A 26,061-nucleotide genomic window follows, 5' to 3' on the forward strand; every position below is an offset into this window, starting at 1 on the left:
TATATTAATGAACTACGCCTACCATCCTTACAACTTTCGTTACCTCACCCTTTGCTTCAGGTGCTTCTATAACCACAAAGTATCCTCCTTTTTCAACATATTCTCCCGCTTCATCTTTCCCATCCCATTCAACTTCGCAGTCACCCTTAACCGATTTTCCCTGAAGTCCGCCTGTAAATGTGAATTTCTTTACAAAATGACCGATTGAATCATAAACTTTTATCTCTATTCCTGTATCCTGATTTAAAAAATAGAATAGTTTGGTCTTTTCTTTCCGCGAATAAAACGGATTGGGATAATTGGAAACATGGCTGAGAACTTTATTGGTTTCAACCGTCGTAACGGAATTTGTATAAATATAATCGCTTAATAATCCAGCCAGATTTTGTGCTTTTATTCTGTATGTATATGACATGTTGGGCTTGCGATTATACATTACAGCCAGTCTGTCTGATGATTTAATGCTGGCAGGATCGCTAATGTAGTTTTCTTTTACTACGGACCAGGATGGCGAGTAATTGCTTTTTTCTTCAACAATAAACTTACCGATACCTGATTCTTCCTCTAAAAAATCACCCCAAGTAATTTGGTGAGTAATATTATTTACATCCGTATCGCTAATAACAACTGAAGGAGGATAATTTGGCAAATGCGGAGGCGAAAAATCCGTTTTAAACTCAAAATACGAAGTCTTAGAGTAATATTTGACGCTGGGATTATCGGTCCTTTCGCTGATAGTATTGAGCATAATAAAATATTTTTTATTATCCTCCAAAATAATATTTTCGATGTTTAAAGGTTCATCAATCAATAGACTCCTCGGTGTGGCCAGGGCTTTTTCTGTATAAGTGGCAATATCTGTGCCTTCTTTTGTGCTTCCTATATAGTATTTGACCCCGACAATATTGTTTCCATTTTTGGTGTAGGAATCATAATCGATACCAATTTTTTGTACGTACTGGGAGTAATAATTACCGCTTATAATTGGCTGGCTCGGCCTAAAGGCGTCAATGATTAAAACAGTGTTGGTTGTAATCGTTTTATCGGCTTTTGCTGTCCCGTTCTGAAAGATAACATAGGGATTTGCGGTTGTTATGTAATATGTGGTTCTAAATACAAATTGTTTGTCAATGTTTGCTGTCGGACTAACCGTTGCAACTAATGCGAAACTATTTGATGAGGACAATTCATAAGGATTTGCAAATTGAATCCTGACTTTTTTATCACTATCCATCCAGGTATTCACCGCATCAAGTTTTGAAGCATCAGTTAACTCGAAATAACTGCTGTTATAGGTTTGGTTTCTTGATAGGGTGTATATGGCAATATCGTTGAAATCGCTTTTTATAGCTGTTCCATCCAATAGGTAGTCTATACTTCTAAGTTTTGGATTAAAATAGTCTACAGTTAGGTTAAATTTTTGTAAAACTATTCTGTCTCCTTGATAAACATCTTCCTGCTTGTTGTTATTATGGGTAACATCAATTTTGGAAGTGTATTTCTGAATATTAAACGGGATTGAATTAACCGGGAATGAACTGTCAACAACAATATTCGGAGTTTCAATATAGATATCGTTGGCGGTAACTATTCTCATGGAAAATGTTGTTCCTATTGGTGCGTTAATGCCAACTGCGCCGACAATATAGTATGTGTCATTATCAGATTCATTGGTTAAAGCCTGGTTAATTTTAAAATTAACTGTAATTGTATTTTTTCCGGATTCAAATCTATCATTTCCATTACTTATCAGGACGTCAATATCTTTATTAAAAATGCCGTTATAGTCCCCATCTTTGTATATGGCAATTTGTGAAAAGTTGGAGTTATCCAATGAACCGGTATATGAAATTTTCATTCCGCTCCAGACTACACTCCCAACATCTGTATAAAGTTTTAGTTTTTTTATTGTGGCTAAATCCGCACCCTGATTAAATGTGGGATTCAAGTCGCTATCATCCATATTGTTTATATAAACACGGCTTATCGGTTTAACAAATGTGACGGTTTTGGTTTTAAATGTATTATAAGGATCTATTGAATAATCAACCATTTCGTTATCATTTACCTGACAAACATTTTTTGTAGCATATTGTAAATACATAGTATTCCCTTTTACCGCTCCGGCCCCTATATCAGCAGCCACAAAAAATTTCTTTTTATTGCTGCTCACAATTATTTCATCCTCATAAAAGGGTATATATACTACATGAGTGTTATCCAGTTCTTTATCGCTGACACCTACAATTACATCATATTTTTTTCTCGGCTCAAACAAACCATTATCATCTCCATCTTTATATATTGTAAATTGACTGATGTCTGAGGCGACATAATGACCGTATGCTAAAATTCTAATGCCCTTTAAATGCACAGGCTTATCATTGGCGCTAACTGTAAAAGACATAAATGCAAAATCTTTTTGTCCCTGTTCTGCATATGGTTGTTTGATGCTTACTTCGTCCTTATATTCCTGCAGCACAAGTTTTTGCCTTAAGGCCTCTCTGGCGATAAGTCTGTTACCCGCCATGTCGTCACCTATAACTTTAATATATATATTTTTTTGTTTGTCCGAACCTTCCACGTTAATTGTGGTTATATATACATAATCGCTTTTGTTTAGTTTGAGGAAAACCAGTTCATAGGAGCTAATTGTCGTTATTTCATCTTCGTTTATTATATAAATTGTCGGGGTGGGGTTATCACACATTTTTTCATTAAAATTTATCGTCACCCTTAGAGTTTCTGTATAGTTTAAATTATCTTTTTGTTTGTACAAATCCGTCTGCATACTGTACGTCGGTATGGTTATATCAAATGTGATAACTTTTTTAACTATTCCAGGGTTTATATAAAGACTTTTCCTGGTCCAGACATATAACGATTTTGGACCTTCCAGCGCATTCTCAACAGCAGTGCCGTTATCAATCCTGTAGGATAAGGTTATTTTGTTCTCCCCCGCTGGCCAGGGGTTATTAACTTCGGTTGCCAGTGGTGTGTTATAAGATCCGTCAATTACCCGGTAATAATCATAATTCGTAAGAGAGGAGTCCTTACTGATAACAAGATTTACTGTTAGCCATCTTGTGTATTCAGTTCTTTGATCCAGTGAATATATATATAGTCCCGGGTTCGTTGCCGCATCAATATTGACATTAAAGGTCGCTCCGTCAAAGATAACATCTGTATAATTCAATGCATTATCTGTTATACCAATCCTAAAATAGGCGTTACCGCTTGCTTCTGCCAAATTTGTATTATACGTTGCCAGCCAAACCGTTCGATAGTTGGAACTTAAAGGGTTGCTCATGGTTTCAGGTAAAACAGGAGTCAAATCTACTGTAACCGTGCTGTAAAGACCAGGCAATAAAACCTGCCAAAAGGGGGTAACAATTGCCGCCTCAATATAAGCAGGATCCTGATAAGCAAGCTTGTTGGAAACCTCCATCTTGGCGGTCATCAAGCCCTTTGGCACTATCACATTGCTATATAAACCTTGAGACCCAACTTCGTCAGGTTGTATTCTGACTAATGGTTCTGTTGTGTCGTAATAAATGCTACAGGTTACGGATTCGGAAGATATAATACCCAAATCATTGGCAACCCACAAATATAGAAGCTTGGTTTCGTTTTTCTGACTATCAAATGTGTAATAATAATCTGTAGTCGGGTAGTCTGAAAAATTAGTTATATCCAGGTTTGGTGTGGCTTCCTCGGTAATCCAATATTTTTTCACCTGTGAGTCTACATTAAAGGTAACCTTAACTTGATCTAATTTTGTATAATATTGATCTTCAGTTAACGGATTATACATTCTAAAATTTGTTGCCTGTGGCGGAGATGATGTTTTAATAATAAAATAGGAGTCCCCGTTTAAGCTTGTTGTTTTATTGCCGGCATTATCGAATACTGTTGTTTTGAAAATATACCACCCGTCCTCAAGTGAGCTGACATTAAATGTACAAAACCATTCTTGCATAGCTGGCATAAGGTTTACAAAGGTCTCAAGGTTTGGGCTGTTTAAATAGTAATATCCCAACATTGGTGTTATGGTAACTTCTTCTGAAAGTTGAAGTGTAACACTTACAATATCTGAGGTTATTAGGAATGGTTTAATGAAACTTCTGGCAATTGAATAGCTTAAGGTGACTGTGGGCGCTGAAACATCAACTTTAATTTCCCTGGTGGCAATTGAACCGTTTCCGGCTCGATCCAGGGCGAATAAAAGAACATTGATCGTGTCATGATTATTCGCACTTACCGATAATGTTGCTGTTAACTGCGATGTAAAATCAGAATAATCTACCTGGCCTGTGGACGCCTTATATTTATATGGTGCATCTCTTAATTGACCGTTTTCTATTGGTACATCCCAGGACAAAGTAATAACCGTCTGGCTGAACCAGCCTGGTAAAGGTAGAACAACCCCGTTAGGGATATCGGTATCAACAATTGGGGACTGCGCGATAATATCAAATGTGTTGATAATGGGTGGTGTTTTATCAATCTTAATATATAAATTTTTGGTTGTTAAATTACCCGCTTTGTCCCGAACCTGTATATAGGCATCTCTCGTGTCGTCCCCTCCCTCAAGCACTCCCAATCCATTGTAGGCCAATTCGTTCTGCCAGTCTGTCCAGTTTTGTGTTGTTACAGACTTAAGCCTGTATGGTTTTGCTGGCAGTTGCCCGTCATCGTTTGATTGATTCCATTCCAGATTAATTTGTTCATTATCATACCAACCACTTTCCGACAAATATCCGTTGCCATCACTATCAGTATTATCCGCCAATATATTAGCATAAAAAGATGCCGGATTTACCATGTCTACATAAACATTGGTTGTCTTTTGCAGCACGTTACCTGCGTGGTCTGCTATGGCGCCGACAATATAGTGTGTTAAAGACCCGCCTTCGGTTGTATAAATACTGACATCCTTAGAGTTTGTAAATCCCTGGCCGTATGTGGTCTTGCCCAGATCGTTTTTAATAAAATATTTTGCGCTTCTAAGGCCTAAACTATCCGTAACATTTTCAGAAATAAAAGAACAAAAAACATAATTATCCGAATACCACCCCAAATCAGGAGTAACTCCTCCGCGATGCGGGCCGTCGTCTTCTAGTTTAAGCGTATAGGATCCTGTGGGTAAAGTAACATCAACCGTCACAAAAACTGAATTTGTAACTATATTACCTGCTTCATCAGCACATTCTATAGAAATTTCATTTCTTATGTTGGCCGATACCTTAAAATTAGCTACCGTATTTTCTGCTTGCCAATTACCCCATCCATTGTTGTTAATTTTAATACGATAGGGTTTGTCTCTCAGTTTCCCCCCATCTATTGGCTGCTGCCAGCTTAAATCTATTGTATCATCATCGTACCAGCCAGGTTCAGGGTCTATACCGTCACCATTGCTGTCAGCATCCGGTACAAGGGTAATATTAAGATTTGATGGTGTTGTTACGTCGGCTTTTATATATTTGTTTATACTTTTAGTCCAACCAGCCTTATCTACAAATAACGCCGTAAAAATAATGGGTGTATTATCCTGCGGTATAACTGTAAATTCCGAAAAAGTCGGATTTGAGGAGGGATTTTGACTATAAGAAACGTCTTTGTCGGTTTTCAGGTATAGCCTGGATAATCCGGCACCGCCACTATCAATATCCCATGTCAGAACAATATTAAGGGTAGACTGATCATACCAGTTCGCATTTGGCAAAACACCATCGTTCTGGTTATCACTATCATCAGGAAGAAAATTAATATCGACAAAATTAAATGAAATCGGCGTCTCGCTTACATATACAATCCCTGATGTGGTCTGAATATTTCCGGCTGCGTCTTTAGCAATTAATACAAATTCATTCCCGGTTAAAGATTCCGACGTTCCAACCATAACGTCTGAAATATTGGTCCAGTTTGATGTTGTTGAGTTCAGGCCTGACGTATTTCTATAGGCAAAAGGTTGATTTGGAAGTGCGCCGCCATCAGATACCGACCACATCCAGCGAACTTCCGACCCGTCATTGTACCAACCTTTTTCCGGCAACATTTGTCCATCAGCTTTATTTGTATCATCCATCAGTAGCAAATAATTTATTGTAGGAGGCTGAATATCAACTTTTACGTTTGCATATGCTTCCCTGACATTCCCTGCTTTATCTGCAGCCCTCACATAAACCGTTCTGTTTGTATTATTGCCTGGTTCAATATATAGGGCATTTGCATTCATCGTACTTTGAAATTGATTTATTGAAATAGTGTCTCCAATTTGAGCGGACCAATAGGGCCAACCTACATCGCTTTTTATTTGGTAAGGCTGATCTTTTAAGGCTGTGTCACTTGGTTGAGTCCAGCTAAAACTGACAGTTTCATCATTGTACCAGCCTTGTTCCGGTACTGACTGGGTTGGATTATTGTCCGTATCATCTGCTATAGTTACATAAAAAGTCCCTGGCAGTGTCTGGTCTACATTTACCGTTATCGACATGGTTACATAGTTATAAACATTATCTAAAAGATACACAACGATTTCACGGTCTGTGCCTTCCAGTGTTTTTATACTAACTGTGACGTTTGAGCTGGAATACAGCGATTGAACAATTGATTCATAATAAAACTGGCTTCTTACGCCACTTCCGGTATTATCTGTAGCCAAATTGTTAATTTTCACAGAAACGGTTAGCTGGTCATACCAGCCTGTTTCTGGAAGGATACCGTCTCCACCGTTATCCGACAAATCTGGCAATAATTGAAAACTAGAACCGTTAATTGCCGGTGCCTGATTATCAATCATTATATTTTTGGTGTTTATATAAACCGTGTTATCGATAGTTGCATTTCCTTGAGGAAAAACCAGGTTAATTTTTAGCTCCACGTTTCTGCTAATACTTGCTGAGGTTGGTAGAACAAAATTATTGAAATCAAACAAACCGCTTGTATTTATATTTACGACCGAACCCTCTGCTTTATTGTCAAAAAAAATCCTCGCCGATACATCCTGCAGTGGATAAATGTTCTGATTATACTTATATGTGACTTTGCCGCTACAATGCAACTGTTCGGCTGAACCTATTCCTCCTTTAAACCAGGTTCCCTCCGGACTTAGGTACATATATTTGGAATCGCAGGTGATGTTAAAAGTGTTTACAACAAACTGTTCGTTATAAGTTAGGTTATCGTTATAAATATAATCGTTACTGCCATCATAGCTGTTGATGGTTACAGAATATATTCCATCTTGTATAAATGAATTTTGCCACTTAATTTTAAAATTCAAAGAACATTCAGACCCATATTTGCCTCCACTGAAACTATCAAGCAAATCAAAACCCTGTACAATAGTACATGTCGGTTGATTTGCAGGAGTATATATAACGACAATTTTATCTCCGATATTAATTGTCAGCGTGTCATCATCCGATTTCAGCTGGATTGCTTCATTTTGCATGATATTCATATAGTTTGTAGTAATTCCTGATGATTTGAAAACTACTTCACTTATGGAACCGTAACTGAATACTGCTAAAAAAAGAAAAAGGCTGATTAAACGTATTAGACGGGTCATAGATTATGTTTTATTAGGCTCTTCTTTTAATATTGGCTCAATAAAACCGTCTCTCTCCAGATTTTTGGATAGTTCTATTATATATTGCTGTGATTTATTAATATCAGACTTGGAATATTTGTTCTTTCCCAATTCTATACCCTGTTGCACTATGTTTTTTACTCCTTTTGGCAACACATCATAAAGGCGGCTTATTTGTTCCTGAGGCTGATGACAAAAAGCTATAGACAGGATATCGCTCTGTATCTCTGAAAAAATTCTGAGAAAATCCTTTTCGCTAACCTTAAATAAATCTTCGAACATAATCATTATACCTCTAAAATCTTTTTCGTTTTCAGGATATTTAACCTTATAAACATTTGATAAATTAATTTTTTGATCAATATCGAGATATTCCAGAATTTTCGCCAGAACATATTTGCCTCCAAACTGCTCTGTAAGTAATCTTCTTAAGATTTTATCAAAATTTTCGATTTCTTTTTTTGTATATTGAATCAGAGACATCAATTCAGAAATTATTATGGCTTTTATATCATCCTGAAATTCCTCAAGAATTTTTTCAGCAATTTCTGGCCTGACTGATGATATGACCAGACAAACATATTTTAAGTTTTCCGGTTTTGCTCCCAGAATTTTTTTTAAAACATGAGCTGTATGATATGAGTTATATTCATTTATATAAGTAAAAAAATTCTGGGGCTGGGTTATATTCTGGTCTATTGGCTTCTCCATTTGTATAGAATCCTTTATATCATCTCTGGTTACTTTATTGGCTTTATTTACAGGCTTAACTTCTTTACTCATGACTTATTCTTATAAATCCTTCCTTCTCTAAATTTTGTGACATAGTAATAACCTTCTGCCGCGCTTGTTCCACATCATATCTTGAAGCAGTGTTGGTTTTCAGATTTAGCCACTGATCCACCATTGCCTGTACTCCCTTGGGCAATCTATCGGTAATCTTCCTCTGCAAGGTTGAGTCTATGTGTACCAGTGATGTGGCGATTACTTCGGTGTCTATGTCCTTAAAAATAGTTGCCAAGCTGTCTTCGTCCAATTCTAAAATGTCCTCAAACAGCACAATCAGAGAGTTTAGTTCGTCGGCAACTGCCGGGTACTGTTTTTGAATGATACGCAAAATTTTCTTTTTGTCTTCACCTGAAATTTTCTCCATAATTTGCTGTAACCGATATTTCCCACCGAAAAGATAATCAATGTTGCTTTTAATTTCTTCTTCCAAAACAGCCATATCTTTTTCGGGATAATGTTGGAGATTTATTAGGTTATTACAAATTTCCGATTGAATTTTTATTGGATATTCTATTAGTATCGATGCCGCCAGTTTAAATGGCAAACAAGCCATTACCACCGCTATTGTACGTGGTGATGCCTGTTGTAGTGCGATTTTAACCTGTAACAAAAATTTTAATTTATAAATATTTTCTTCATTAATAAAATTGAAATAACGAATTCCATTGCCCAGAATGTTTTTATTCATTATTTCTATCTTTTCTTCTTCCTCTTTTTTCTTTTTCTCATCTTCCAGCATTTTTTTCTGTTCGTCAGTTGATTCAGGCTTAACCTCCCCTGCTCCCTTTGCTGCTATGTATTGGGTGGGTTCTTCAGTGCCTATTGGTTCTTTCTTCTTCCCCTTGAATAATAACCTCCAGATAATTACCAGAAAAATTATACCGGCTAAAGCAGCCACAGCTAAGATAACTGCATTGAGCAAGCTGAACTTGCTTCTGGTCGTAAGTTTTTGTTTTGATAAAGCTTCTTTTCTTTCCAGTTCGCTAAAGTTTTCCTTTAAAATTGTAAGCTTGTCTCCTTTTTCCTCATCCAGATTTAAAAATTTTGTTACGAAAAGTTTCAGGCTTCTTAGTTCTCCCAATTTGATTTTTGAGTCCAGAATGATTATAACTTCCTTGTTTTTGATGATTGGGGATTTTTCTATTACTTCATAATTCAAAGGCAGAGAGTTTTCGCCTCCCGCACCTTCTGTTAAAAAACGTAATGAGGGTATTCCTGGCACAATTGTGCTTTGTTTTTTTGTTCCGCCCATGTTTTCCACACCCTCAATTTCCGGTATTTTTGTGTAGTTTATTTCCCATTTTGTTTCTTCGGCAATTAGAGAAATATAAACTATAGATTTCCCCTCACCCAAAATTTTATTTAAAGCAGATTGAACCGTATCTTCCAAATGCTTTTGAAGCATGAGTGTGCCTTGAGATTGGGAATAGGAAAATTGCAGTATAAAAATTAGCGGCAATAACAGCCTTAAAAACTTCCTCAAAAAAACCCCCAGTATCTGAATTTAGTTAGACTTTATTATTTAAAAGTATACACTTGAAAATATTTTTAAACAATATTTCCATATGGTTGAAGATAATAAAAAGGATTGATATTAATTCATCTATCAATCCTTTTTAAATTTATAGTTATTTACTCTTAACTGTCTTTTCTTCTGTAACTGTTTTTGAAGTTAAAAATTTGCAGTTTTCAGCAACAACTTCAGTAATCCATTTCCTTTCATTTTCTACCTTATATGTCCTTACCTGAATACGTCCGTCAACCAGCACTTTTTTCCCTTTGCCCAAATAAGATCCGCATATCTCTGCCAGTTTTCCCCAACTTACAATGTTGAAAAAATCCACACTTGGCTCTTTGTCTTTTCCCATATAGCGCTCTACTGCTAAAGTAAAGTTTGCTTTGCTTTTCTTGCCAATTTTTACTACTTCCGGATCTTTAACTAAATTGCCCACCAGGGTCACATGATTATAATGACTCATAAAAAACCTCCTAAATATTTTCTAAATGAAAGCCGGCTTATCTGACAATAAAATATCATAAAACTATTATTACGTCAATAGTTGTTTATATATATTTAATAACGTTAATTTGGATATAATAAAAATGCCCCTTGTTACGGGGGCATTTATAAAGTCGAGACTAGTTTACAGCATCCTTTAATTTTTTACCTGAACTGAATACTACGGTATTCTTTGCAGGTATATTAATGGTTTTGCCGGTCTGGGGATTTCTCCCGGTTCTTGCTGCTCTTTTCTTTTTCTTCCATGTTCCAAAGCCTACCAATGAAACATCTTGTCCTTTTTTCAGAGCACCTTTTACATTGTCTAATATGGAGTCTAATACTTTAGTTATTTCTGTTTTCTTTAATTTTGTACTTGCAGCTACGCTATCGATTAATTGACCTTTATTCATTGTCTCACCTCCTTAAAAACGAGTATATATAAGGAATATACACTACTTTTTTAAATAAAGTCAAGTACTATAAGGAATTTAGCGGTTTTGTCTTCTTAAACCCTTTCCCAGCTTGCTTTTCATCCTTGCAATAGAATGCTTAATATTGTAATATACTACAAAATGGAGGCCTAGATGTTTTCAAGATTTACTCAAAAAGCTATACAAGTCATTATGTTTGCTCAGGAAAAAGCAAAAAAAATAAAGATTCCTTTTATAAATAATGAATTGCTTTTATATGGAATTTTAAAAACTGATGACCCTTTGATTATTACAGCGCTGAATAAAGTCGGCATTGATATCAATTATTTCAGAAGTATCATCCAGAAACACCTGCAAAACCAAAAAGGGACCTATAAAAACGAAACCATTCCTTTTTCTCCTCAGGTTAAGCTCACTTTGTCTCAGGCTTGGGATGAAGCCCGTCAACTAGGTCATAACCATGTTTCTGTGGAGCATTTATTTCTGGCGATACTAAAGGATTCTTCTCCCGGCATTACAAATGTTATCATTGAAGCGAATATTGATATTTTAAAGATTAGAAACGCTATTTTGGAGGTTCTTGGTGAAAGCTATTCTGCCTCCACGCTTCCTCCGGAAGAAGTTCGGCCGCAGACACCTACACTTGATTTATATAGTTTGGATCTAACCTTGCTGGCCAAAGAAAACAAGTTGGATCCGGTTATCGGTAGAGAATTTGAAATTAAAAGAATTATCCAAATCTTAAGTCGACGAAACAAGAACAATCCGGTTTTGACAGGTGAAGCTGGGGTTGGTAAAACGGCAATTGTTGAAGGTCTTGCTCAACGCATAGTTAATGCACAGGTCCCTCCAAATTTGCTAAATAAAAGAGTTGTAACGCTGGATCTGGGACTACTGGTAGCCGGGACACGTTTTCGGGGTGAATTTGAAGAAAGAATTAAAAAAATTCTGGACGAAATTAAGAACGACAAAACTACTGTTTTGTTTATTGACGAGCTACATACAATTATAGGCACGGGTAACTCGGAAGGTTCTCTAGACGCAGCCAATATGTTAAAACCTGCTTTGGCGCGTGGTGAAATACAGTGCATTGGCGCAACAACACTTAATGAGTTTCGTAAGACAATTGAAAATGACGCTGCTCTGGAAAGACGTTTTCAATCTATTCTTATTGACCCCCCTACTCCTGAAGAAACACTGGAAATTCTCAAGGGTCTCAGAAAAAGATATGAAGATTACCATAAGGTAACGATTACAGATGAGGCTCTGGAAGGAGCTGTCTATTATTCTTCCCGCTATATCACCAATCGTCAGTTACCTGATAAGGCGGTTGACCTTATCGATGAGGCAGCTTCCACTGAGATGTTGGAAGCATCCAAAACAAATTTATTGCAAAACAAACCCAAAAAAGAAATACTGGTAACCAGAGAATCAATTATCAGTGTTGTTTCCATTTGGACCGGAATACCCCTGAAAGAGCTTTCCCAGTCTGAAGCCGCTCGCTTAAAAAATATGGCTGAAGATATTGCCAAACATGTTATAGGTCAAACAGAAGCCATTCAGGCACTGTCCAAATCCATCAAGCGGACCAAAGCCGGCTTGAAAGATCCCAAAAGACCTACGGGTTCATTTTTGTTCCTGGGCCCCAGCGGTGTCGGTAAAACTGAGCTGGCCCGCCAGCTGGCAAAATATTTATTCGGCAAAGAGGATGCCATAGTTCGTATTGACATGAGTGAATATACCGAAAAGCACACTATTTCCCGATTAATCGGCTCTCCACCCGGATATGTAGGCTACAACGAAGGCGGTCTTTTGAGTGAGCCTGTTAGAAAAAAGCCTTATTCTATCGTTCTTTTTGATGAAATTGAAAAAGCCCATCCGGAAGTAATTAATTTGTTGCTGCAGATTATGGAAGACGGTCGATTGACTGATTCCACGGGGAAACTTGTTGACTTTAAAAATACCATTGTAATTATGACCTCTAATGTAGGAGCTAAAACTATTGAAAACACATCTTCCTTCGGTTTCCGCACAACTCAGGATGACAAAGCTGATTACGAACGCATGAAAGAAAAAATAATGGGTGAAATAAAGGAAGCTTTCAGCCCGGAATTTATCAACCGTATTGATGATATAATAATTTTTAAAGCATTAACTAAGGAATATCTTGGACAGATTGCCCAGCTTTTTCTTGATGATTTGAACACAAGAGTTAAAGATAAAGAGCTAATCATAAAGCTTTCTCAAGCTGCATTGGACTTTTTAATAGATAAAGCCTATGTGCCAAACAAGGGTGCTCGTTTGTTGCGTAAAGTAATACAAGATAATATCGAAGACAAGATAGCTGATTTGTTAATTGATAAAGATTCCATTCAAAATTCCACTATCCTGGTAGATGCTAAAGATAAAGAATTGAAATTCACTGTTAAAACAAAAAAAACCCCTAAACCGGCTAATTAACGGTTACTTTTTCATTTAAATAAATATTGATTTCCACTCGTCTGTTCTTTGCTTTATCCTCATCGGTATCATTAGGAACAATGGGTCTGTACTCTCCATAACCGATAGCATGCATCTTGAGCGGGGACATTTTAACTTCGTTTACCATATATTTTATTACTGAATAAGCCCGGTCAAATGACAGATCCCAGTTTGAATCGTATTTGTCGGTGTGGATAGGAACAGTATCTGTATGACCTTCAATATCAATGGGGTTTTTTACCTTCATTAAAATTTGACCTATGTCACTAAGTATTCCTTTGGCAGATTCCTTCAATTCCGCATGCCCGCTGTCAAAAAGAATCGGTTGTTGCAAGATAATTCTGATTTTCTTTTCCTCCAAAATGACACTGATATAATCATTTAGTTTTTCATTATTGACCAGGGTGATGATTTCTTTGGCAATCTTGAGTTCTGCCTTTTCTTCCTGAACTGCTGATTTTTGTTTCTCTGCAACAGTTTCCTTTTTCAAAACCTTTTTTTCTTCCACCACTTTTTTGAAATTGTCGCTGATTTTTTTTAAAAATTCTTCGTATGTTGTGCCTTGTGTTTTAGATACATATTGGGAGGCAAATACGAATAATAAAATAAAAAAACATAATAACTGCGACATCAAGTCGCCGAACATTACAAATCCGATCGGGCTCTCGCCTTCCTCGTGTTGTATTTTTTTTCTTTTACTCATTTAGTTTGCTTTTGTACTTTTACCAATATCTGAAAAGTTGAGGTAACTTAATAAATATTTTTCAACTTTTATAGGTACTTCTCCTTTTGCTATGAACAATATTCCTTCAGCCATCATTCGCTTAAGGCTGGCCTCCTCATCGCTCATGATTCTGAGTTTCTGGGCTATCGGATTAAAAATCATCCCTGAAAAAAATCCTCCGTAAAATGTAGCGATAAGACCAAGCGCCATGGCTCGCCCCAGCTGAGATGGATCGGCCATGTTCCTTAGAACCTGTATCAACCCGATAACCGTACCTACCATGCCTGCAACCGGTGCAACAACTGAGGTGTTTTTATTAACCGTTATCAGAATATTATGCCTCTCCTGCATCTCTTCTATACTGTTATAAAGGGCCGCTCGGATAAACGGTTCCTGAAATCTTTCTACAACAAGCGTTATCCCATATTGAATGAAAGGGTCTTTAATTTTTTCTATCTCTGTCATTAAGGATGCTTTTCCGCTCTCCAGCGAAATTCTTGATAAATCCACAATTAACTTAATTGCGTCCTGCGGATCCATCTTTTTTTGGGGAATCATAATAAAAGTCATTGATTTAAAATATGATTTCAGGTTTTTAAATTTCGTTCCGAAAATGATAGAGAAAACACAACCCCCCAAGACTATCATGCCAGCAGGTACATGGAAATAATTCTGGGGATTATGTATTAACTCCGGCACGCCGATAAATACAATTAAAAACATGACAACAGGCGCTAAAATGACATTCCATTCCATAATTCAAACCCTCTTTTTTCTTAATTTTTTGAGAAACTTTTCTTTTTTAATTATATTCGCATTTAATGAATTCTCAATATAAAGTCCATAAATTAGCTTAAAGCCAAGATATTTGATAGACAACCCATTCCCGGTAATATAAAATTAGTAACGCTTAGGTAATGCTCAGCAACCAGGTTAGGTGTCACATTAAGCGCCTGTAGCTCAATTGGATAGAGCACATGACTACGGATCATGAGGTCGGGAGTTCGAATCTCTTCAGGCGCGCCAATCTTAGCTTGGCATTGCCGGTATATTTTTAACCCAGGCAATTGTAATATATCCATTGTTTATGATATAATTGCTGTTCTTACTGCTTATTAGGAGGTGAGTAGATGGCCGTACATATAAAACTACAAAGAAGAGGAAAAAACAAGCAGCCCATATACAGGGTCGTAGTACAAGATTCAGAAGTAGCCAGAAATGGTAAGGTAATTGATGTTCTTGGTATTTATAACCCGATTAAAACGCCAAGTATTATTGAGATAAATGAAGAAAAATCCAAAATTTGGCTGGGTAAAGGTGCTCTACCTACAAAAACTGTAGAAAGAATTTTTATTACAAAAGGGATATTGCCCCCCAAGGAAAAAAATAAAAAGGAGGACGTAAAAAAGGATTAAGGAAAATTTTGTGTAGGAGGTAGACAAATGAAAGAGTTAGTAGAATTAATCACAAAAGCATTGGTAGATGATCCGAATAGCGTCGAAATTAAAGAAACTACAGGAGAAAGCATAATAATTCTCGAAATTAAAGTCGGGCAAGATGATATTGGCAAAGTAATCGGTAAAGAGGGCAGAATCGCAAATGCAATAAGAACCGTTGTTAAAGCCGCTGCTGCTAAGCATGGCAAAAAAGTAACGGTTGAAATTATAACAAAGTAAGGAATATTTTATGGTAAAAACAGTTACTTTAAAACGTACGGTTACGATTAAGGCCATAGTTACTGAGGATTTTAAAAATTATCTTTCTTTTGAACTGGAAACAGCAATTAAAGACCTGCAAAATAAAATCCAGGAGATAGATAAACAGGGGCAATTATTAATTGAGTCTTTAAAAAAAGAAGGGGCTTCAGAACAAACAAAGTCCATAGAACAACAGCTCAAGCTGGAAAAACAGCAACAGCTTTCAGTAATCAATGATTTGAAAAATCGTATTGCTGAAGCAAAAAATTTACAGCTGGAATCTGAGTTTGTTCAGGGTACAATTGACGGTTTTGTGGCTATAAAGCCCGGAGATAATTTATATCAAAAACTCGGTGCCTTGGAAATTATTGTTAAAGACGGAATTATTCAAGAAATAAAAGGTGACGTGGAGGGATAAGTGATATCCCTCCCTGTTCCCCTGGAAACCTCGACCGTTCCAATAGGTTTTATTCGTACTACCCATGGTTTAATCGGAGGATTAAAAATTGGGTTTTTTCGTGATGATTATAAACCCCTTTTGAAATTCACCTCTTCTCTTTTTATTGACCGGACCCTGTTTCATATCAAAAAAGTTTCATGGCAGCATAATGGTGCTGTTCTTTTGATTGAAGAAATAATTTCTCTTGAAGAAGCTAAAAAGTATAAAGATTGCGTTGTTAGTGTGGATGAACAACTTATCGAAAAGCATCTTGTCGCAAATAAATATCTTTCTGAGACCTGGATAGGTTTTAATGTTTTTGATATTTCCCGGCAAGCAGTCGGATCGGTTGACCACATCATTTATACCGGAAGCAATGATGTGCTTTCGGTCTCTACAGCAGATCATAAGGAGCTGCTTGTGCCGGTTACTGGAGATTTTATCATCAAACAAGACCATAAAAACAAATTATTGGTCATTAAAATTCCCGAATATGTTTAAAACCAATATAAAAAAACTGGATATACTAACCTTGTTCCCCGATATCATTAAGGCCTATCTTGCTGAAAGCATAATTAAAAGAGCTATCGATTCAAAAAAAATTAACATTGATGTACATAATATCAGGGATTGTACCGAGGACAAACATCATCAGGTTGATGATGTTCCTTATGGCGGGAGTACGGGAATGGTCTTACAGCCGGGACCCATTAAAAAAACATTGGATAAACTACGAAAAAAAAATACCTGTGTAATTGTTTTCTCGCCTGTTGGTAACACATTAAATATGGATATAATTAAAGAACTTCTCGCCAAACCCCATCTTATTCTAATTTCCGGTCATTATGAAGGAATTGACAGGCGTGTTGATAATTATGTTGACCGGAAAATTTCCGTCGGCGATTATGTTTTAACAGGTGGGGAACTCCCTGCGTTATTGCTTTCAGATGCGCTGATCAGGCTTTTGCCCGGTGTTTTGGGAAATACAAATTCCTTTCAAGAAGACTCTTTTTTTAATAACCTGCTGGATTGGGATGTTTACACCCGCCCTAAAAAATTTGAAAATTTTACAGTTCCTGATATACTACTCTCCGGTAATCATAAAAAAATAGAGCGTTGGAAAAAAAGAAGTGCTATAATAAATACCCTTCGTTATAAACCGGACCTGCTGGCTCGGCATAAACCCGACGAAGAAGAAGAAAAAATTATTAAACACTATTTTTTAGAGGAGGACTGTGATGAGTAAAATTATTGATGAATTGGAAAAAGCCCAACTAAAGGCCGATTTGCCAGCGTTTAATGTGGGCGACACGGTAAAGGTTAGCCTGAAGGTTATAGAGGGAAAAAAAGAAAGGATTCAGTCTTTTGAAGGTATAGTTACAAAGGTTCAAAATGGCGGAGTTCGTAAAAATTTAACCGTAAGAAAAGTTGTTGATGGTATAGGTGTAGAAAAAACCTTTCTTGTCAATTCACCTCAAGTGCCTGAAATTAAAGTCTTAAGACAGGGCAAGACTAGAAGAGCCAAGCTTTTTTATTTAAGAGAAAGATTGGGATCAAAAGCCGGACGTATTAAAGCTAAAGATCCGCGCTATAATTAATAAAAGTATGGGAAAATTCATCAGATCTACTCTGGCTGTGCTTGCCGCGATTGCTATAGCTTTATTTATTAAGGCTTTTATTATAGAGTTTCATTTAATTCCAACTGGTTCTATGATCCCCAATATAAATGTCGGCGATCGTATTATCGTAAATCGCTTTTATTTCGGTATTCAGAACCCTTTGTACGAAATAAAGCAAAAAAAATCTATAATGCTTTTAATGGCTAACCCTTTTTATAAAAAAAATTTAGCGTTTTCTGACAAAAAATATATTCTCAAGTTCAATAAAAAAATCAAACGTTTTGATGTAATTGTTTTTTTTCCACCTGAGGTTCCGGTTGAAGGTTTAAAGTATTACTTTTCACCTGGAAGTGATCCTGTTTACTTTGAGCCGCCAAGTCTGATTGGAGAGAGGTACGTAAAAAGAGTTATAGGTCTTCCCGGAGAAATCCTTGAAATAAAAAATGGTGATGTATACATAAATAATAAAAAATTAACCGAACCGCAAACACGTAATGAGGACTTCAGCGACTTCGGACCTATTCGCATTCCTGCACATAACTACTTCATGATGGGCGATAATCGTCCAAGGAGCAGTGATAGTAGGGTCTGGGGTACTGTTCCCGAAAACGATATTTTAGGTAAAGCCTGGGTTGTTATTTGGCCATTGTCTTCAATAAAACTTGTTAAATAATATGACCAAGGATGCTTTTCCTGAAGACTTTTTGCAAACCAAAGATGAATTGAAGAAGCTTTTGGCTCATGCTCTTCCAAAAATAAAGGAATTAAATGCCAAGCAAAAATCTGGTGATGATTTAACTGCTGTCCAGCAAGCAGCGCTAGTAAAATATAAACGTATTATTTTTCTGTTGAAGGCTTCAAAAAAAATTAACTTATTTTAGCTGCCTATAGTTTGGATTACATTTTGAATCTGTTGGTTAACCATCTTCATGGCTGTCAGTGAGGCATTCATTGCCCGCTGTATCTCTGCTTCATCCACTGTTTCCCCAATAATTGAAACATTGGATTTTTCAACTGCACCTGAGAGGATCTGGCCCCTGCCCTCTTCCCCGGAAACGGTAGGATTTAATGGTCTGCCTGAGGCCGGGGTTTCTCTGTAACCATTAGCATTTGCCAAAAGTAACGCTTCAGGATTTGGAAAATCAGTTAAGGCCAGCTGGAATGTTGGTTTGCTATCTGACAGTTGACCTTCGCTGTTTTTGTTAGAAAAATAATCATCAACCAGAATTCCACGAACACCTTGATATTGCCAGCCAGCTTTAGACAGATTATCTGTTTTGATAGGCTCCAGCCTGCTCTGGTCAGTGTTTCCGCTGGGATCAACTTTGAACCCGTAAACTTTTCGTCCGCCAGCATCTACCAAATAGCCGCTGTTATTAAATTTGAACTGACCGTTTCTGGTATATATAAAGTTGCGGCCTTCATCCTCTGAAATAATAAAAAAACCAGAACCATTTATAGCTACATCCATGGTCCCGCCACTTCCTATTTCTCCTTGAGTGAAGTCAATTTTCGTTGAAGACAGGGCAACACTTGAGCCCTCCTGAACTGGGTTTGTTCCTCCGTAAGTTGATGACGCAGCGCTCCCCATATTTACGACTTTGTTGAAAATGCTTTGAAATGAATAACGTAGTGCTTTATACCCCACGGTCGTTGAATTTCCCAAATTTGCCGCGCTCATGCGTAAGGCTGATTCATATGCCTTCATAGCATTGGCTTCATTGTTTAAAATATCCAGCATAAAATTTTCCCTTTCCGGCCTTAGTTAGGCTAATATTTTTATCGGATTAATAGCTGAAAATCTTGTATCGATATTTTTCTATGTAATCAGTTCTTGATTAATTTTTGTAAATTTTCCTTGATCCTGTCTTACACTTAAAAAATTGTTGCGGCAAACAGGATATACTGCAGCACTACAAAACCATTCCTTCTTCGTACATAGCCAATTATGGTAATGTTTTTTCCATAATTTTCTCAAAATGATAGTCTTCATTGAAATTATATATCGTTTTTTACGGAGACGATTATGCTAGGTTTTATTTACCGCTACACCAGCAACCATCTGCGGTAACAACACCTTTCTTGCACTTTTTTCCATTTCCGTTGAATTGCGGACATTCCTTACAATAATTGATTTTCATACCGATTCCCCCCGTGCCGTATATATATTATCGGTAGAAATAGAAAAATTTTTACTTTCCATATATGTTAATTTAATTTTATACTATATCTAAAAATAATGAAAGCCAGGTGTTTCTTGGCCGGGTAGAAAATATTTCTTTAATTTGTTTGCAATGCTGGATTTTATAAAACAATTTTTGTTTTATACGTTAAATTTAAACTCTACTACATCCCCATCCCGCATAACATATTCTTTTCCTTCTAAGCGTAAGGTGCCGTTTTCTCTGGCTTTTGCCAGGCTACCCGCTTTTACCAGATCCTTGTAACTAACAATTTCAGCTTTAATAAAACCTTTTTCAAAATCTGTATGAATTACACCGGCTGCTTGTGGGGCTTTTGTCCCGGCTTTTATGGTCCAGGCCCTGGTTTCTTTCTCGCCTGAGGTTAAATAGGTAATAAGTCCCAACAAATCATAACTTGCCTTCACCAACTGATTTAATCCTGGTTCTTTAATATCCAGGGCGTCCAGATATTCTTTGTTCTCTTCTTCTGCCAATTGACTGATTTCAGCCTCAATCTTAGAAGAAATTATAACCATCCCTGCCTTTTCTTTATCGGCAACTTCTTTCAAGGCCTGCACGCGATAATTTTTTTCTCCAGCCTTTATATCCTGTTCACTAACATTGGCAACATAGATAACCGGCTTTTCCGATAATAAACTCAACTCTTTTAGAAGCTCTCTTTCCCTTTCGGTCCAGCTCAAGCTCCTTATGGGTTTACCTTCCTCCAATACCCTTTTTGCTTTTTGAAAAACATCCAGTTGTTCTATAGCCTCTTTATCGTTGCTTTTTGCTTTTTTGGCAATAGCTCCTATCCTCTTTTCCAGAGTCGCCAGATCGGCCAGAATTAGCTCCAAATTAATGATATCGGTGTCTTCCTTTGGGTCTACCCTTCCATGCACATGAATAATGTCCTGGTCCTCAAAACAACGTACAACCTGCAAAATTGCTTTTACCTCCCTTATGTGTGATAAAAACTGATTGCCTAGTCCTTCTCCCTGAGAAGCGCCTTTAACCAGACCTGCTATATCCACGAATTCAATGCTTGTTTGAACAATTTTTTTGCTTTTGGAAAGTTGAGCTAATACATTTAGTCGTTCATCCGGTACTGTTACAATTCCCACATTGGGATCGATTGTGCAAAAGGGATAATTACTGGCTTGAGCATTACAGCTGGTTAAAGCATTAAAAAGAGTTGATTTCCCAACATTGGGTAATCCTACTATACCTAGAGAAAAACCCACCTAAACTACTCTTTTTCCTCTTTTAAAATTTTATCAAAGGACACTACCCTGTCACCATCATCAAGTTTCTGAACTCTAACTCCTCTGGCAGCTCTTCCCTGTAAAGATATGCTTTTCACATTTTGTCTGGATACTGTTCCTTTTTCGGAAACAATAATGACTTCATCGTCAAGTTCCACTACAGCTCCACCCGCAAGACTGTCTTTATCTTTAAGTTTTATTCCCCGAAGTCCCATCCCTGCCCTTTTCTGCAGTCTGTAGTCTTTCAATTTGGTACGTTTGCCGATTCCTTTTTCGGAAATCAATAACAAGCTGGACTGATCTTCAGCGGAATTAATTACGCTGTTAACCACTATTTGATCTCCCTGTTTTAAGGCCATACCCCTTACTCCACGGGCAGTTCTTCCGGTTGTGCGAACTTGATCCTCCTTAAAATGAATAACCATACCCAGTTTGCTGACGAGTAATATTTCTTTCTGGCCATCAGTCACTTCCACCCAGCGCAGTTCATCTCCCTCATCAAGGTTTATAGCAATAATACCGTTGGAGCGTATGTTTTTGAAATCCTCAAATTTTACCTTTTTCACTACTCCTTTGCGGGTTGTAAAAAACAGGAATTTTCCTGATTCAAAATCGTTCATGATAGTTCCTGTGGTTACTTTTTCATTCTCGCCTAATTTTAAAAGGTTAGATATATTCGAACCTTTACTATATCTGGATTCTTCCTGTATATGATAAACTTTGGTTTTATAGGCTTTACCTATAGATGTAAAACAAACAAGGTAATCATGCGTTGAGGTAATAAATACTTTTTCAATCACATCTCCTTCGCGTGTTACCATGCCCCCGATTCCTCTGCCTCCACGCAACTGATTTCTAAAGGTATCCAGAGAAAGTCTTTTTACAAAACCGAATTTAGTAATAAAAACAACTACAGTTTCTTCCTGTATTAAATCTTCCAGGTTAATTTCCTCAAAATCTGTAGTCAGTTCTGTTTTACGCTTGTCGCCGAAACGATCTTTTATTTCCAGGGCATCAGCTTTTATAATATCCATTATTCTTTCTTTTTTAGCTAAAATGTCTTTCATATCTTTAATTTTTTCCAGAAGTTCGGCATATTCTTCCTCAATCTTTTCTCTTTCCAGACCGGTTAAGCGCTGCAGCCTCATATCCAGGATTGCCTGTGCCTGGATTTCCGATAGTTTGAAGCGTTTTACCAGTTTAGCTCTTGCTTCATCAGCATTTGCGCTGGCTTTAATAAGGGCAATAACGTCGTCCAGATTGTTAATGGCAATCCGTAAACCTTCCAATATATGGGCTCTGGCTTCAGCTTTTTTAAGGTCAAATTCCACTCCCCTTTTTACAACAATAAACCTGTGCTCAATATATTTTGTCAGTAATTCCTTAAGGTTTAACTGCTTGGGTTGACCATTATCCAGCGCTACAACATTGATTCCGTAACTGATAAGCATCTGGGTGTTTTTCAGAAGTTGATTAATAATTACATCTTCATTAGCGTCTTTTTTTATTTCTATATAAATTCTCATTCCTTTACGGTCAGACTCGTCTCGAATATCGGATATCCCATCAATAGTCTTGTCTTTCACAAGTTCGGCTATTCGAATTATTAATTGAGCTTTATTTACGGTGTAAGGTATTTCGGTAACTATAATGGCTTTCTTTTTTTTAGTTTTATTTTCTTCAACATGATATTTTGACTGGATTTTAATGATTCCTTTTCCGGTCAGATATGCATCAATAATGCCCTTTTGCCCGCAAATCATACCGCCCGTAGGAAAATCAGGAGCTTTAATATACTGCATTAGTTGCATAATGTTCAACTCCGGGTTTTCAATGAGTGCTACTATCGCATCTATTACTTCTGTTAAATTATGTGGAGGAATATTTGTAGCCATTCCTACTGCTATTCCTGAACTTCCATTAACCAGTAAATTAGGTAATTTTGCCGGCAATACTGTCGGTTCTTTGAGGGATTCGTCAAAATTAGGTGAAAAATCTACAGTATTTTTTTCTATATCCTGTAACATTTCGGCAGCTATTTTACTCATTCTGGTCTCGGTATATCTCATTGCCGCAGGATTATCTCCGTCTACAGAGCCAAAGTTACCCTGACCATCAATAAGCATATATCTGAGTGAAAAATCCTGCGCCATACGTACCAGGGAATCATAAACTGCTGTATCACCGTGAGGATGATATTTACCTAAAACTTCACCGACTACCCTGGCGCTTTTTTTATAAGGCTTATCATGAGTAATGCCCTGTTCATACATGGCGTATAAAATTCTTCTGTGAACCGGTTTCAGTCCGTCACGTACATCGGGTAAAGCTCTTCCGACTATTACGCTCATCGCATAATCGATATAGGAAGTTTTCATTTCGTCTTCTATGTTTATCTTTTTAACGTTATACACTGAAAATAATTCTCCTTGATCTCCCATAACTATCTCCTTTTAAATCTGCTTCTAAACATCAAGCCATTTCACTTTACGTGCATAGGTTTCAATAAAATTTTTCCTGGGCACTACATCGCTACCCATAAGAATTGTAAATATTTCATCTGCTATTTCCGCATCATCGAGATTAATTTGCAGCAAAGTCCGTAAGGAAGGATTCATGGTGGTTTCCCACAGCTGCTCGGGGTTCATTTCTCCCAAACCTTTATATCGCTGTATAGTAAGGCCCTTTGAAGCCATTCTTTCAATATATTCAACCAGTAATTCGTTAGTATCAACTTCTTTTTCCTCATTATTAACAACTACTTTATAAGGAGCATTTTTTTCTTCCAGCAAATCATCTGTTTGCTGCTTGATTTCTCGTAAAACATTGGTGTCCAGTTGTTTTTCCTGAATTAACTTAACAAGATATTTTTCAATTTTATCTGTTATAACTTTTATTTCTTCTGTTTTTTCCTCAAGCACTATTTTCTTGATTTCTAAAAAACGCGACAATTCCATTTCAAATATTATCTTCTTGATTTTTGCCCTATCATAAAGTTGTTTGTCTGTTTCTATAAGAAAATCCTTGAATTGTTTTAATTTTTCTATAAAGTTTAAAATTTCCGGACCTTTCAAACCTTTATCCTTATCTTTTGTTTTCACTACAATACCTTCCAGGTTTAAACGGCTCTGTACTTCTTTTTTTTGCTGCTCATTATATACATACTCCTTGCTGTTGCCTTTTTTGATTAAATATAACGGTGGCTGGGCTATGTATAACAAGCCGGAATCAACCAGTTCTCTGGCATATCGATAAAAAAATGTAAGCAACAATGTACGTATATGAGCACCATCTACGTCTGCGTCTGTCATGATAATAATTTTGTGATAGCGAACTTTTTTTAAAACATCCTCGTTTTTAAGTTCTTCCTCTTTATCCAGCCTGGCAATCACATCTGGACCGATTGCTGTTATCAAGTTTTTTATTTCTTCGTTTTCCAGAATTTTATCCAACCTGGCTTTTTCCACATTAATTATCTTGCCGCGTAATGGAAGTATGGCCTGAAAATTCCTGTCTCTGCCCTGTTTCGCGCTACCTCCTGCGCTATCACCCTCAACTATAAATATTTCTGTTTTTGAAGGATCTGATTCGGAGCAATCTGCTAATTTTCCTGGTAGTGTAGTACTTTCCAGCACATTTTTACGTCTGGCTAATTCTTGCGCTTTACGGGCTGCTTCTCTGGCTTTAGCAGCCATAAGTGACTTTAGAATAATTTCTCTTGCTGTTGCCGGGTCCTTTTCCAGTATAAGCTCAAGGCTTTCTCCGGTTATTGCATCAACAACACCTCTTACTTCACTGTTTCCTAGCTTGGATTTAGTTTGTCCTTCAAATTGTGGATCACGAACTTTAATACTAATAATAGCAGATAAACCCTCTTTAGTGTCATTTCCGGTGAGAATTTCCTCTCCTTTAAAAAGCTTATATTTTTTAGCAAAAAGATTCAGAGATCTGGTCAGGGCGGTTCTAAAACCGACAACATGGGTTCCACCTTCTCTGGTTTTAATATTATTAACAAAAGAGATTACATGTTCATCATAATAATTCCGGCTATAATGCAGTGCGATTTCTACATCTGTGTCATCTTTGCTTTTGTGGATATAAAAAGGTTCTTTGAATAACGGCTCTTTGCTGGCATCTATGGCTTTTATGTAAGACACTATCCCGCCTTCAAACTGATATTCCTCTTTTACTATGCTTTCGCTTCGCTCATCAACAACCACTATCTTCAAACCTTTGTTCAGATAAGCCAATTCTTTGCATCTCATGGCTATTGTAGCGAAATCAAAATCTGTTGTTTCAAAAATGGTGGCATCCGGATAAAAAATTATCTTGGTTCCGGTTTTTTTATCTCCGGTTGCAATCACCTTTCCCGGCGCGTCAGGATTGCCGCGAGTAAACCATTGAGTATACTGTTTGCCTTCGCGATATGTTTCCACAAATAATTTCTGGGAAAGAGCGTTTACACAAGAAACCCCCACACCATGTAGTCCGCCTGAAACCTTGTATCCTTGTCCGCCGAATTTTCCACCTGCATGTAGAATAGTCAGTACTACCTCAACTGCGCTGATCCCTTTCTCTTCTATAATATCAATAGGGATTCCTCTGCCGTCATCTTCAACGCTTACTGCTCCATCTGCGGTAAAAATAATATTTATTTCCTTACAGTATCCTGCTAAAGCTTCATCAATACTGTTATCTAAAACTTCATAAACTAGATGATGAAGGCCACTTTTATCGGTGGACCCGATATACATTGCTGGCCTTTTTCTAACGGCTTCCAAGCCTTCTAGTATCTTGATATCAGACGCACCATAGGACTGACTTTGCTCCATCTTAAGAC

At 37.0% G+C, this 26,061-nt stretch carries 20 protein-coding genes and 1 tRNA gene; 10 read left to right on the forward strand and 11 right to left on the reverse strand.

The features are described from left to right. Positions 1-4 precede the first annotated feature (4 nt). The 5 genes from PHV30_00725 to PHV30_00745 all read right to left on the reverse strand — a co-directional run bounded on the left by PHV30_00725 (position 5) and on the right by PHV30_00745 (position 10,795). Entirely contained in the window at positions 5-7,573 is a 7,569-nt protein-coding gene (locus tag PHV30_00725) for a hypothetical protein (GenBank protein ID MDD5455535.1), read from the reverse strand. A gap of 3 nt (positions 7,574-7,576) precedes the next feature. Then, positions 7,577-8,377: a FliG C-terminal domain-containing protein gene (locus PHV30_00730; protein ID MDD5455536.1), complete on the reverse strand. Its 801-nt coding sequence runs from the start codon at positions 8,375-8,377 to the stop codon at positions 7,577-7,579. Continuing rightward, positions 8,370-9,788, reverse strand: coding sequence for a FliG C-terminal domain-containing protein (locus PHV30_00735; GenBank protein MDD5455537.1), 1,419 nt, complete (start codon positions 9,786-9,788; stop codon positions 8,370-8,372). Before PHV30_00735 ends, PHV30_00730 begins: the two co-directional genes overlap by 8 nt. A gap of 223 nt (positions 9,789-10,011) precedes the next feature. Beyond that, positions 10,012-10,362 (reverse strand): single-stranded DNA-binding protein, encoded by a 351-nt coding sequence (gene ssb, locus PHV30_00740; protein MDD5455538.1) that lies wholly within the window; start codon positions 10,360-10,362, stop codon positions 10,012-10,014. A gap of 160 nt (positions 10,363-10,522) precedes the next feature. After that, positions 10,523-10,795: an HU family DNA-binding protein gene (locus PHV30_00745; protein ID MDD5455539.1), complete on the reverse strand. Its 273-nt coding sequence runs from the start codon at positions 10,793-10,795 to the stop codon at positions 10,523-10,525. 174 nt (positions 10,796-10,969) lie between these two features. Between PHV30_00745 and PHV30_00750 the strand changes: the two genes are divergently transcribed. Next, complete coding sequence (locus PHV30_00750; protein MDD5455540.1) at positions 10,970-13,276, forward strand: ATP-dependent Clp protease ATP-binding subunit; 2,307 nt, start codon at positions 10,970-10,972, stop codon at positions 13,274-13,276. Here PHV30_00750 and PHV30_00755 read toward each other — a convergent pair. Both PHV30_00755 and PHV30_00760 read right to left on the reverse strand, forming a co-directional pair. Then, positions 13,269-14,000 (reverse strand): OmpA family protein, encoded by a 732-nt coding sequence (locus PHV30_00755; protein ID MDD5455541.1) that lies wholly within the window; start codon positions 13,998-14,000, stop codon positions 13,269-13,271. The genes PHV30_00750 and PHV30_00755 overlap by 8 nt on opposite strands. Further along, a complete protein-coding gene (locus tag PHV30_00760; protein MDD5455542.1) occupies positions 14,001-14,777 on the reverse strand; it encodes a MotA/TolQ/ExbB proton channel family protein in 777 nt (258 codons plus the stop codon). Positions 14,778-14,970: 193 nt separating this feature from the next. On the opposite strand from PHV30_00760, the gene PHV30_00765 reads away from it, so the two are divergent. The 9 genes from PHV30_00765 to PHV30_00805 all read left to right on the forward strand — a co-directional run bounded on the left by PHV30_00765 (position 14,971) and on the right by PHV30_00805 (position 18,657). After that, positions 14,971-15,047: transfer RNA gene (locus tag PHV30_00765), tRNA-Arg, on the forward strand. 104 nt (positions 15,048-15,151) lie between these two features. Beyond that, positions 15,152-15,436, forward strand: a complete 285-nt coding sequence (rpsP, locus tag PHV30_00770) for a 30S ribosomal protein S16 (protein ID MDD5455543.1) — start codon at positions 15,152-15,154, stop codon at positions 15,434-15,436. A gap of 27 nt (positions 15,437-15,463) precedes the next feature. After that, positions 15,464-15,697 (forward strand): KH domain-containing protein, encoded by a 234-nt coding sequence (locus tag PHV30_00775; protein MDD5455544.1) that lies wholly within the window; start codon positions 15,464-15,466, stop codon positions 15,695-15,697. Positions 15,698-15,707: 10 nt separating this feature from the next. Further along, positions 15,708-16,136, forward strand: coding sequence for a YlqD family protein (locus PHV30_00780; GenBank protein ID MDD5455545.1), 429 nt, complete (start codon positions 15,708-15,710; stop codon positions 16,134-16,136). Continuing rightward, positions 16,137-16,658 carry a ribosome maturation factor RimM gene (rimM, locus tag PHV30_00785; GenBank protein ID MDD5455546.1) on the forward strand — a complete coding sequence of 174 codons (522 nt, stop codon included), beginning with the start codon at positions 16,137-16,139 and terminating at the stop codon, positions 16,656-16,658. After that, positions 16,651-17,403, forward strand: coding sequence for a tRNA (guanosine(37)-N1)-methyltransferase TrmD (gene trmD / locus PHV30_00790; protein MDD5455547.1), 753 nt, complete (start codon positions 16,651-16,653; stop codon positions 17,401-17,403). The genes rimM and trmD overlap by 8 nt, the downstream gene beginning before the upstream one ends. Continuing rightward, positions 17,396-17,755 carry a 50S ribosomal protein L19 gene (rplS, locus tag PHV30_00795; GenBank protein ID MDD5455548.1) on the forward strand — a complete coding sequence of 120 codons (360 nt, stop codon included), beginning with the start codon at positions 17,396-17,398 and terminating at the stop codon, positions 17,753-17,755. The genes trmD and rplS overlap by 8 nt, the downstream gene beginning before the upstream one ends. 7 nt (positions 17,756-17,762) lie before the next feature. Further along, a complete protein-coding gene (gene lepB / locus PHV30_00800; protein ID MDD5455549.1) occupies positions 17,763-18,449 on the forward strand; it encodes a signal peptidase I in 687 nt (228 codons plus the stop codon). A gap of 1 nt (position 18,450) precedes the next feature. Then, positions 18,451-18,657, forward strand: coding sequence for a hypothetical protein (locus tag PHV30_00805; protein MDD5455550.1), 207 nt, complete (start codon positions 18,451-18,453; stop codon positions 18,655-18,657). Here PHV30_00805 and PHV30_00810 read toward each other — a convergent pair. From PHV30_00810 to gyrB, 4 genes are all read right to left on the reverse strand, one after another. Then, complete coding sequence (locus PHV30_00810; protein MDD5455551.1) at positions 18,654-19,517, reverse strand: flagellar hook basal-body protein; 864 nt, start codon at positions 19,515-19,517, stop codon at positions 18,654-18,656. The two genes, PHV30_00805 and PHV30_00810, sit on opposite strands and share 4 nt — an antisense overlap. A gap of 582 nt (positions 19,518-20,099) precedes the next feature. Next, positions 20,100-21,200, reverse strand: coding sequence for a redox-regulated ATPase YchF (gene ychF, locus PHV30_00815; GenBank protein ID MDD5455552.1), 1,101 nt, complete (start codon positions 21,198-21,200; stop codon positions 20,100-20,102). Positions 21,201-21,205: 5 nt separating this feature from the next. Continuing rightward, entirely contained in the window at positions 21,206-23,662 is a 2,457-nt protein-coding gene (gyrA, locus tag PHV30_00820) for a DNA gyrase subunit A (GenBank protein ID MDD5455553.1), read from the reverse strand. Positions 23,663-23,686: 24 nt separating this feature from the next. Beyond that, positions 23,687-26,053: a DNA topoisomerase (ATP-hydrolyzing) subunit B gene (gene gyrB / locus PHV30_00825; GenBank protein ID MDD5455554.1), complete on the reverse strand. Its 2,367-nt coding sequence runs from the start codon at positions 26,051-26,053 to the stop codon at positions 23,687-23,689. Positions 26,054-26,061: the final 8 nt, after the last annotated feature.

The organism is Candidatus Margulisiibacteriota bacterium, from assembly GCA_028715625.1.
Classification (GTDB): Bacteria; Margulisbacteria; Riflemargulisbacteria; order GWF2-35-9; family GWF2-35-9; genus JAQURL01.

Bases quoted from the DNA above. Each gene is read 5' to 3' on its own strand.
- PHV30_00750 (MDD5455540.1), top strand. From the start codon at position 10,970: ATGTTTTCAAGATTTACTCAAAAAGCTATACAAGTCATTATGTTTGCT.
- gyrB (MDD5455554.1), bottom strand. From the start codon at position 26,053: ATGGAGCAAAGTCAGTCCTATGGTGCGTCTGATATCAAGATACTAGAA.
- PHV30_00805 (MDD5455550.1), top strand. From the start codon at position 18,451: ATGACCAAGGATGCTTTTCCTGAAGACTTTTTGCAAACCAAAGATGAA.
- trmD (MDD5455547.1), top strand. From the start codon at position 16,651: ATGTTTAAAACCAATATAAAAAAACTGGATATACTAACCTTGTTCCCC.
- PHV30_00735 (MDD5455537.1), bottom strand. From the start codon at position 9,788: ATGCTTCAAAAGCATTTGGAAGATACGGTTCAATCTGCTTTAAATAAA.
- ssb (MDD5455538.1), bottom strand. From the start codon at position 10,362: ATGAGTCATTATAATCATGTGACCCTGGTGGGCAATTTAGTTAAAGAT.
- PHV30_00755 (MDD5455541.1), bottom strand. From the start codon at position 14,000: ATGAGTAAAAGAAAAAAAATACAACACGAGGAAGGCGAGAGCCCGATC.
- lepB (MDD5455549.1), top strand. From the start codon at position 17,763: ATGGGAAAATTCATCAGATCTACTCTGGCTGTGCTTGCCGCGATTGCT.
- PHV30_00725 (MDD5455535.1), bottom strand. From the start codon at position 7,573: ATGACCCGTCTAATACGTTTAATCAGCCTTTTTCTTTTTTTAGCAGTA.
- PHV30_00745 (MDD5455539.1), bottom strand. From the start codon at position 10,795: ATGAATAAAGGTCAATTAATCGATAGCGTAGCTGCAAGTACAAAATTA.
- PHV30_00730 (MDD5455536.1), bottom strand. From the start codon at position 8,377: ATGAGTAAAGAAGTTAAGCCTGTAAATAAAGCCAATAAAGTAACCAGA.
- PHV30_00810 (MDD5455551.1), bottom strand. From the start codon at position 19,517: ATGCTGGATATTTTAAACAATGAAGCCAATGCTATGAAGGCATATGAA.
- rplS (MDD5455548.1), top strand. From the start codon at position 17,396: ATGAGTAAAATTATTGATGAATTGGAAAAAGCCCAACTAAAGGCCGAT.
- PHV30_00775 (MDD5455544.1), top strand. From the start codon at position 15,464: ATGAAAGAGTTAGTAGAATTAATCACAAAAGCATTGGTAGATGATCCG.
- gyrA (MDD5455553.1), bottom strand. From the start codon at position 23,662: ATGGGAGATCAAGGAGAATTATTTTCAGTGTATAACGTTAAAAAGATA.
- rpsP (MDD5455543.1), top strand. From the start codon at position 15,152: ATGGCCGTACATATAAAACTACAAAGAAGAGGAAAAAACAAGCAGCCC.
- PHV30_00760 (MDD5455542.1), bottom strand. From the start codon at position 14,777: ATGGAATGGAATGTCATTTTAGCGCCTGTTGTCATGTTTTTAATTGTA.
- PHV30_00780 (MDD5455545.1), top strand. From the start codon at position 15,708: ATGGTAAAAACAGTTACTTTAAAACGTACGGTTACGATTAAGGCCATA.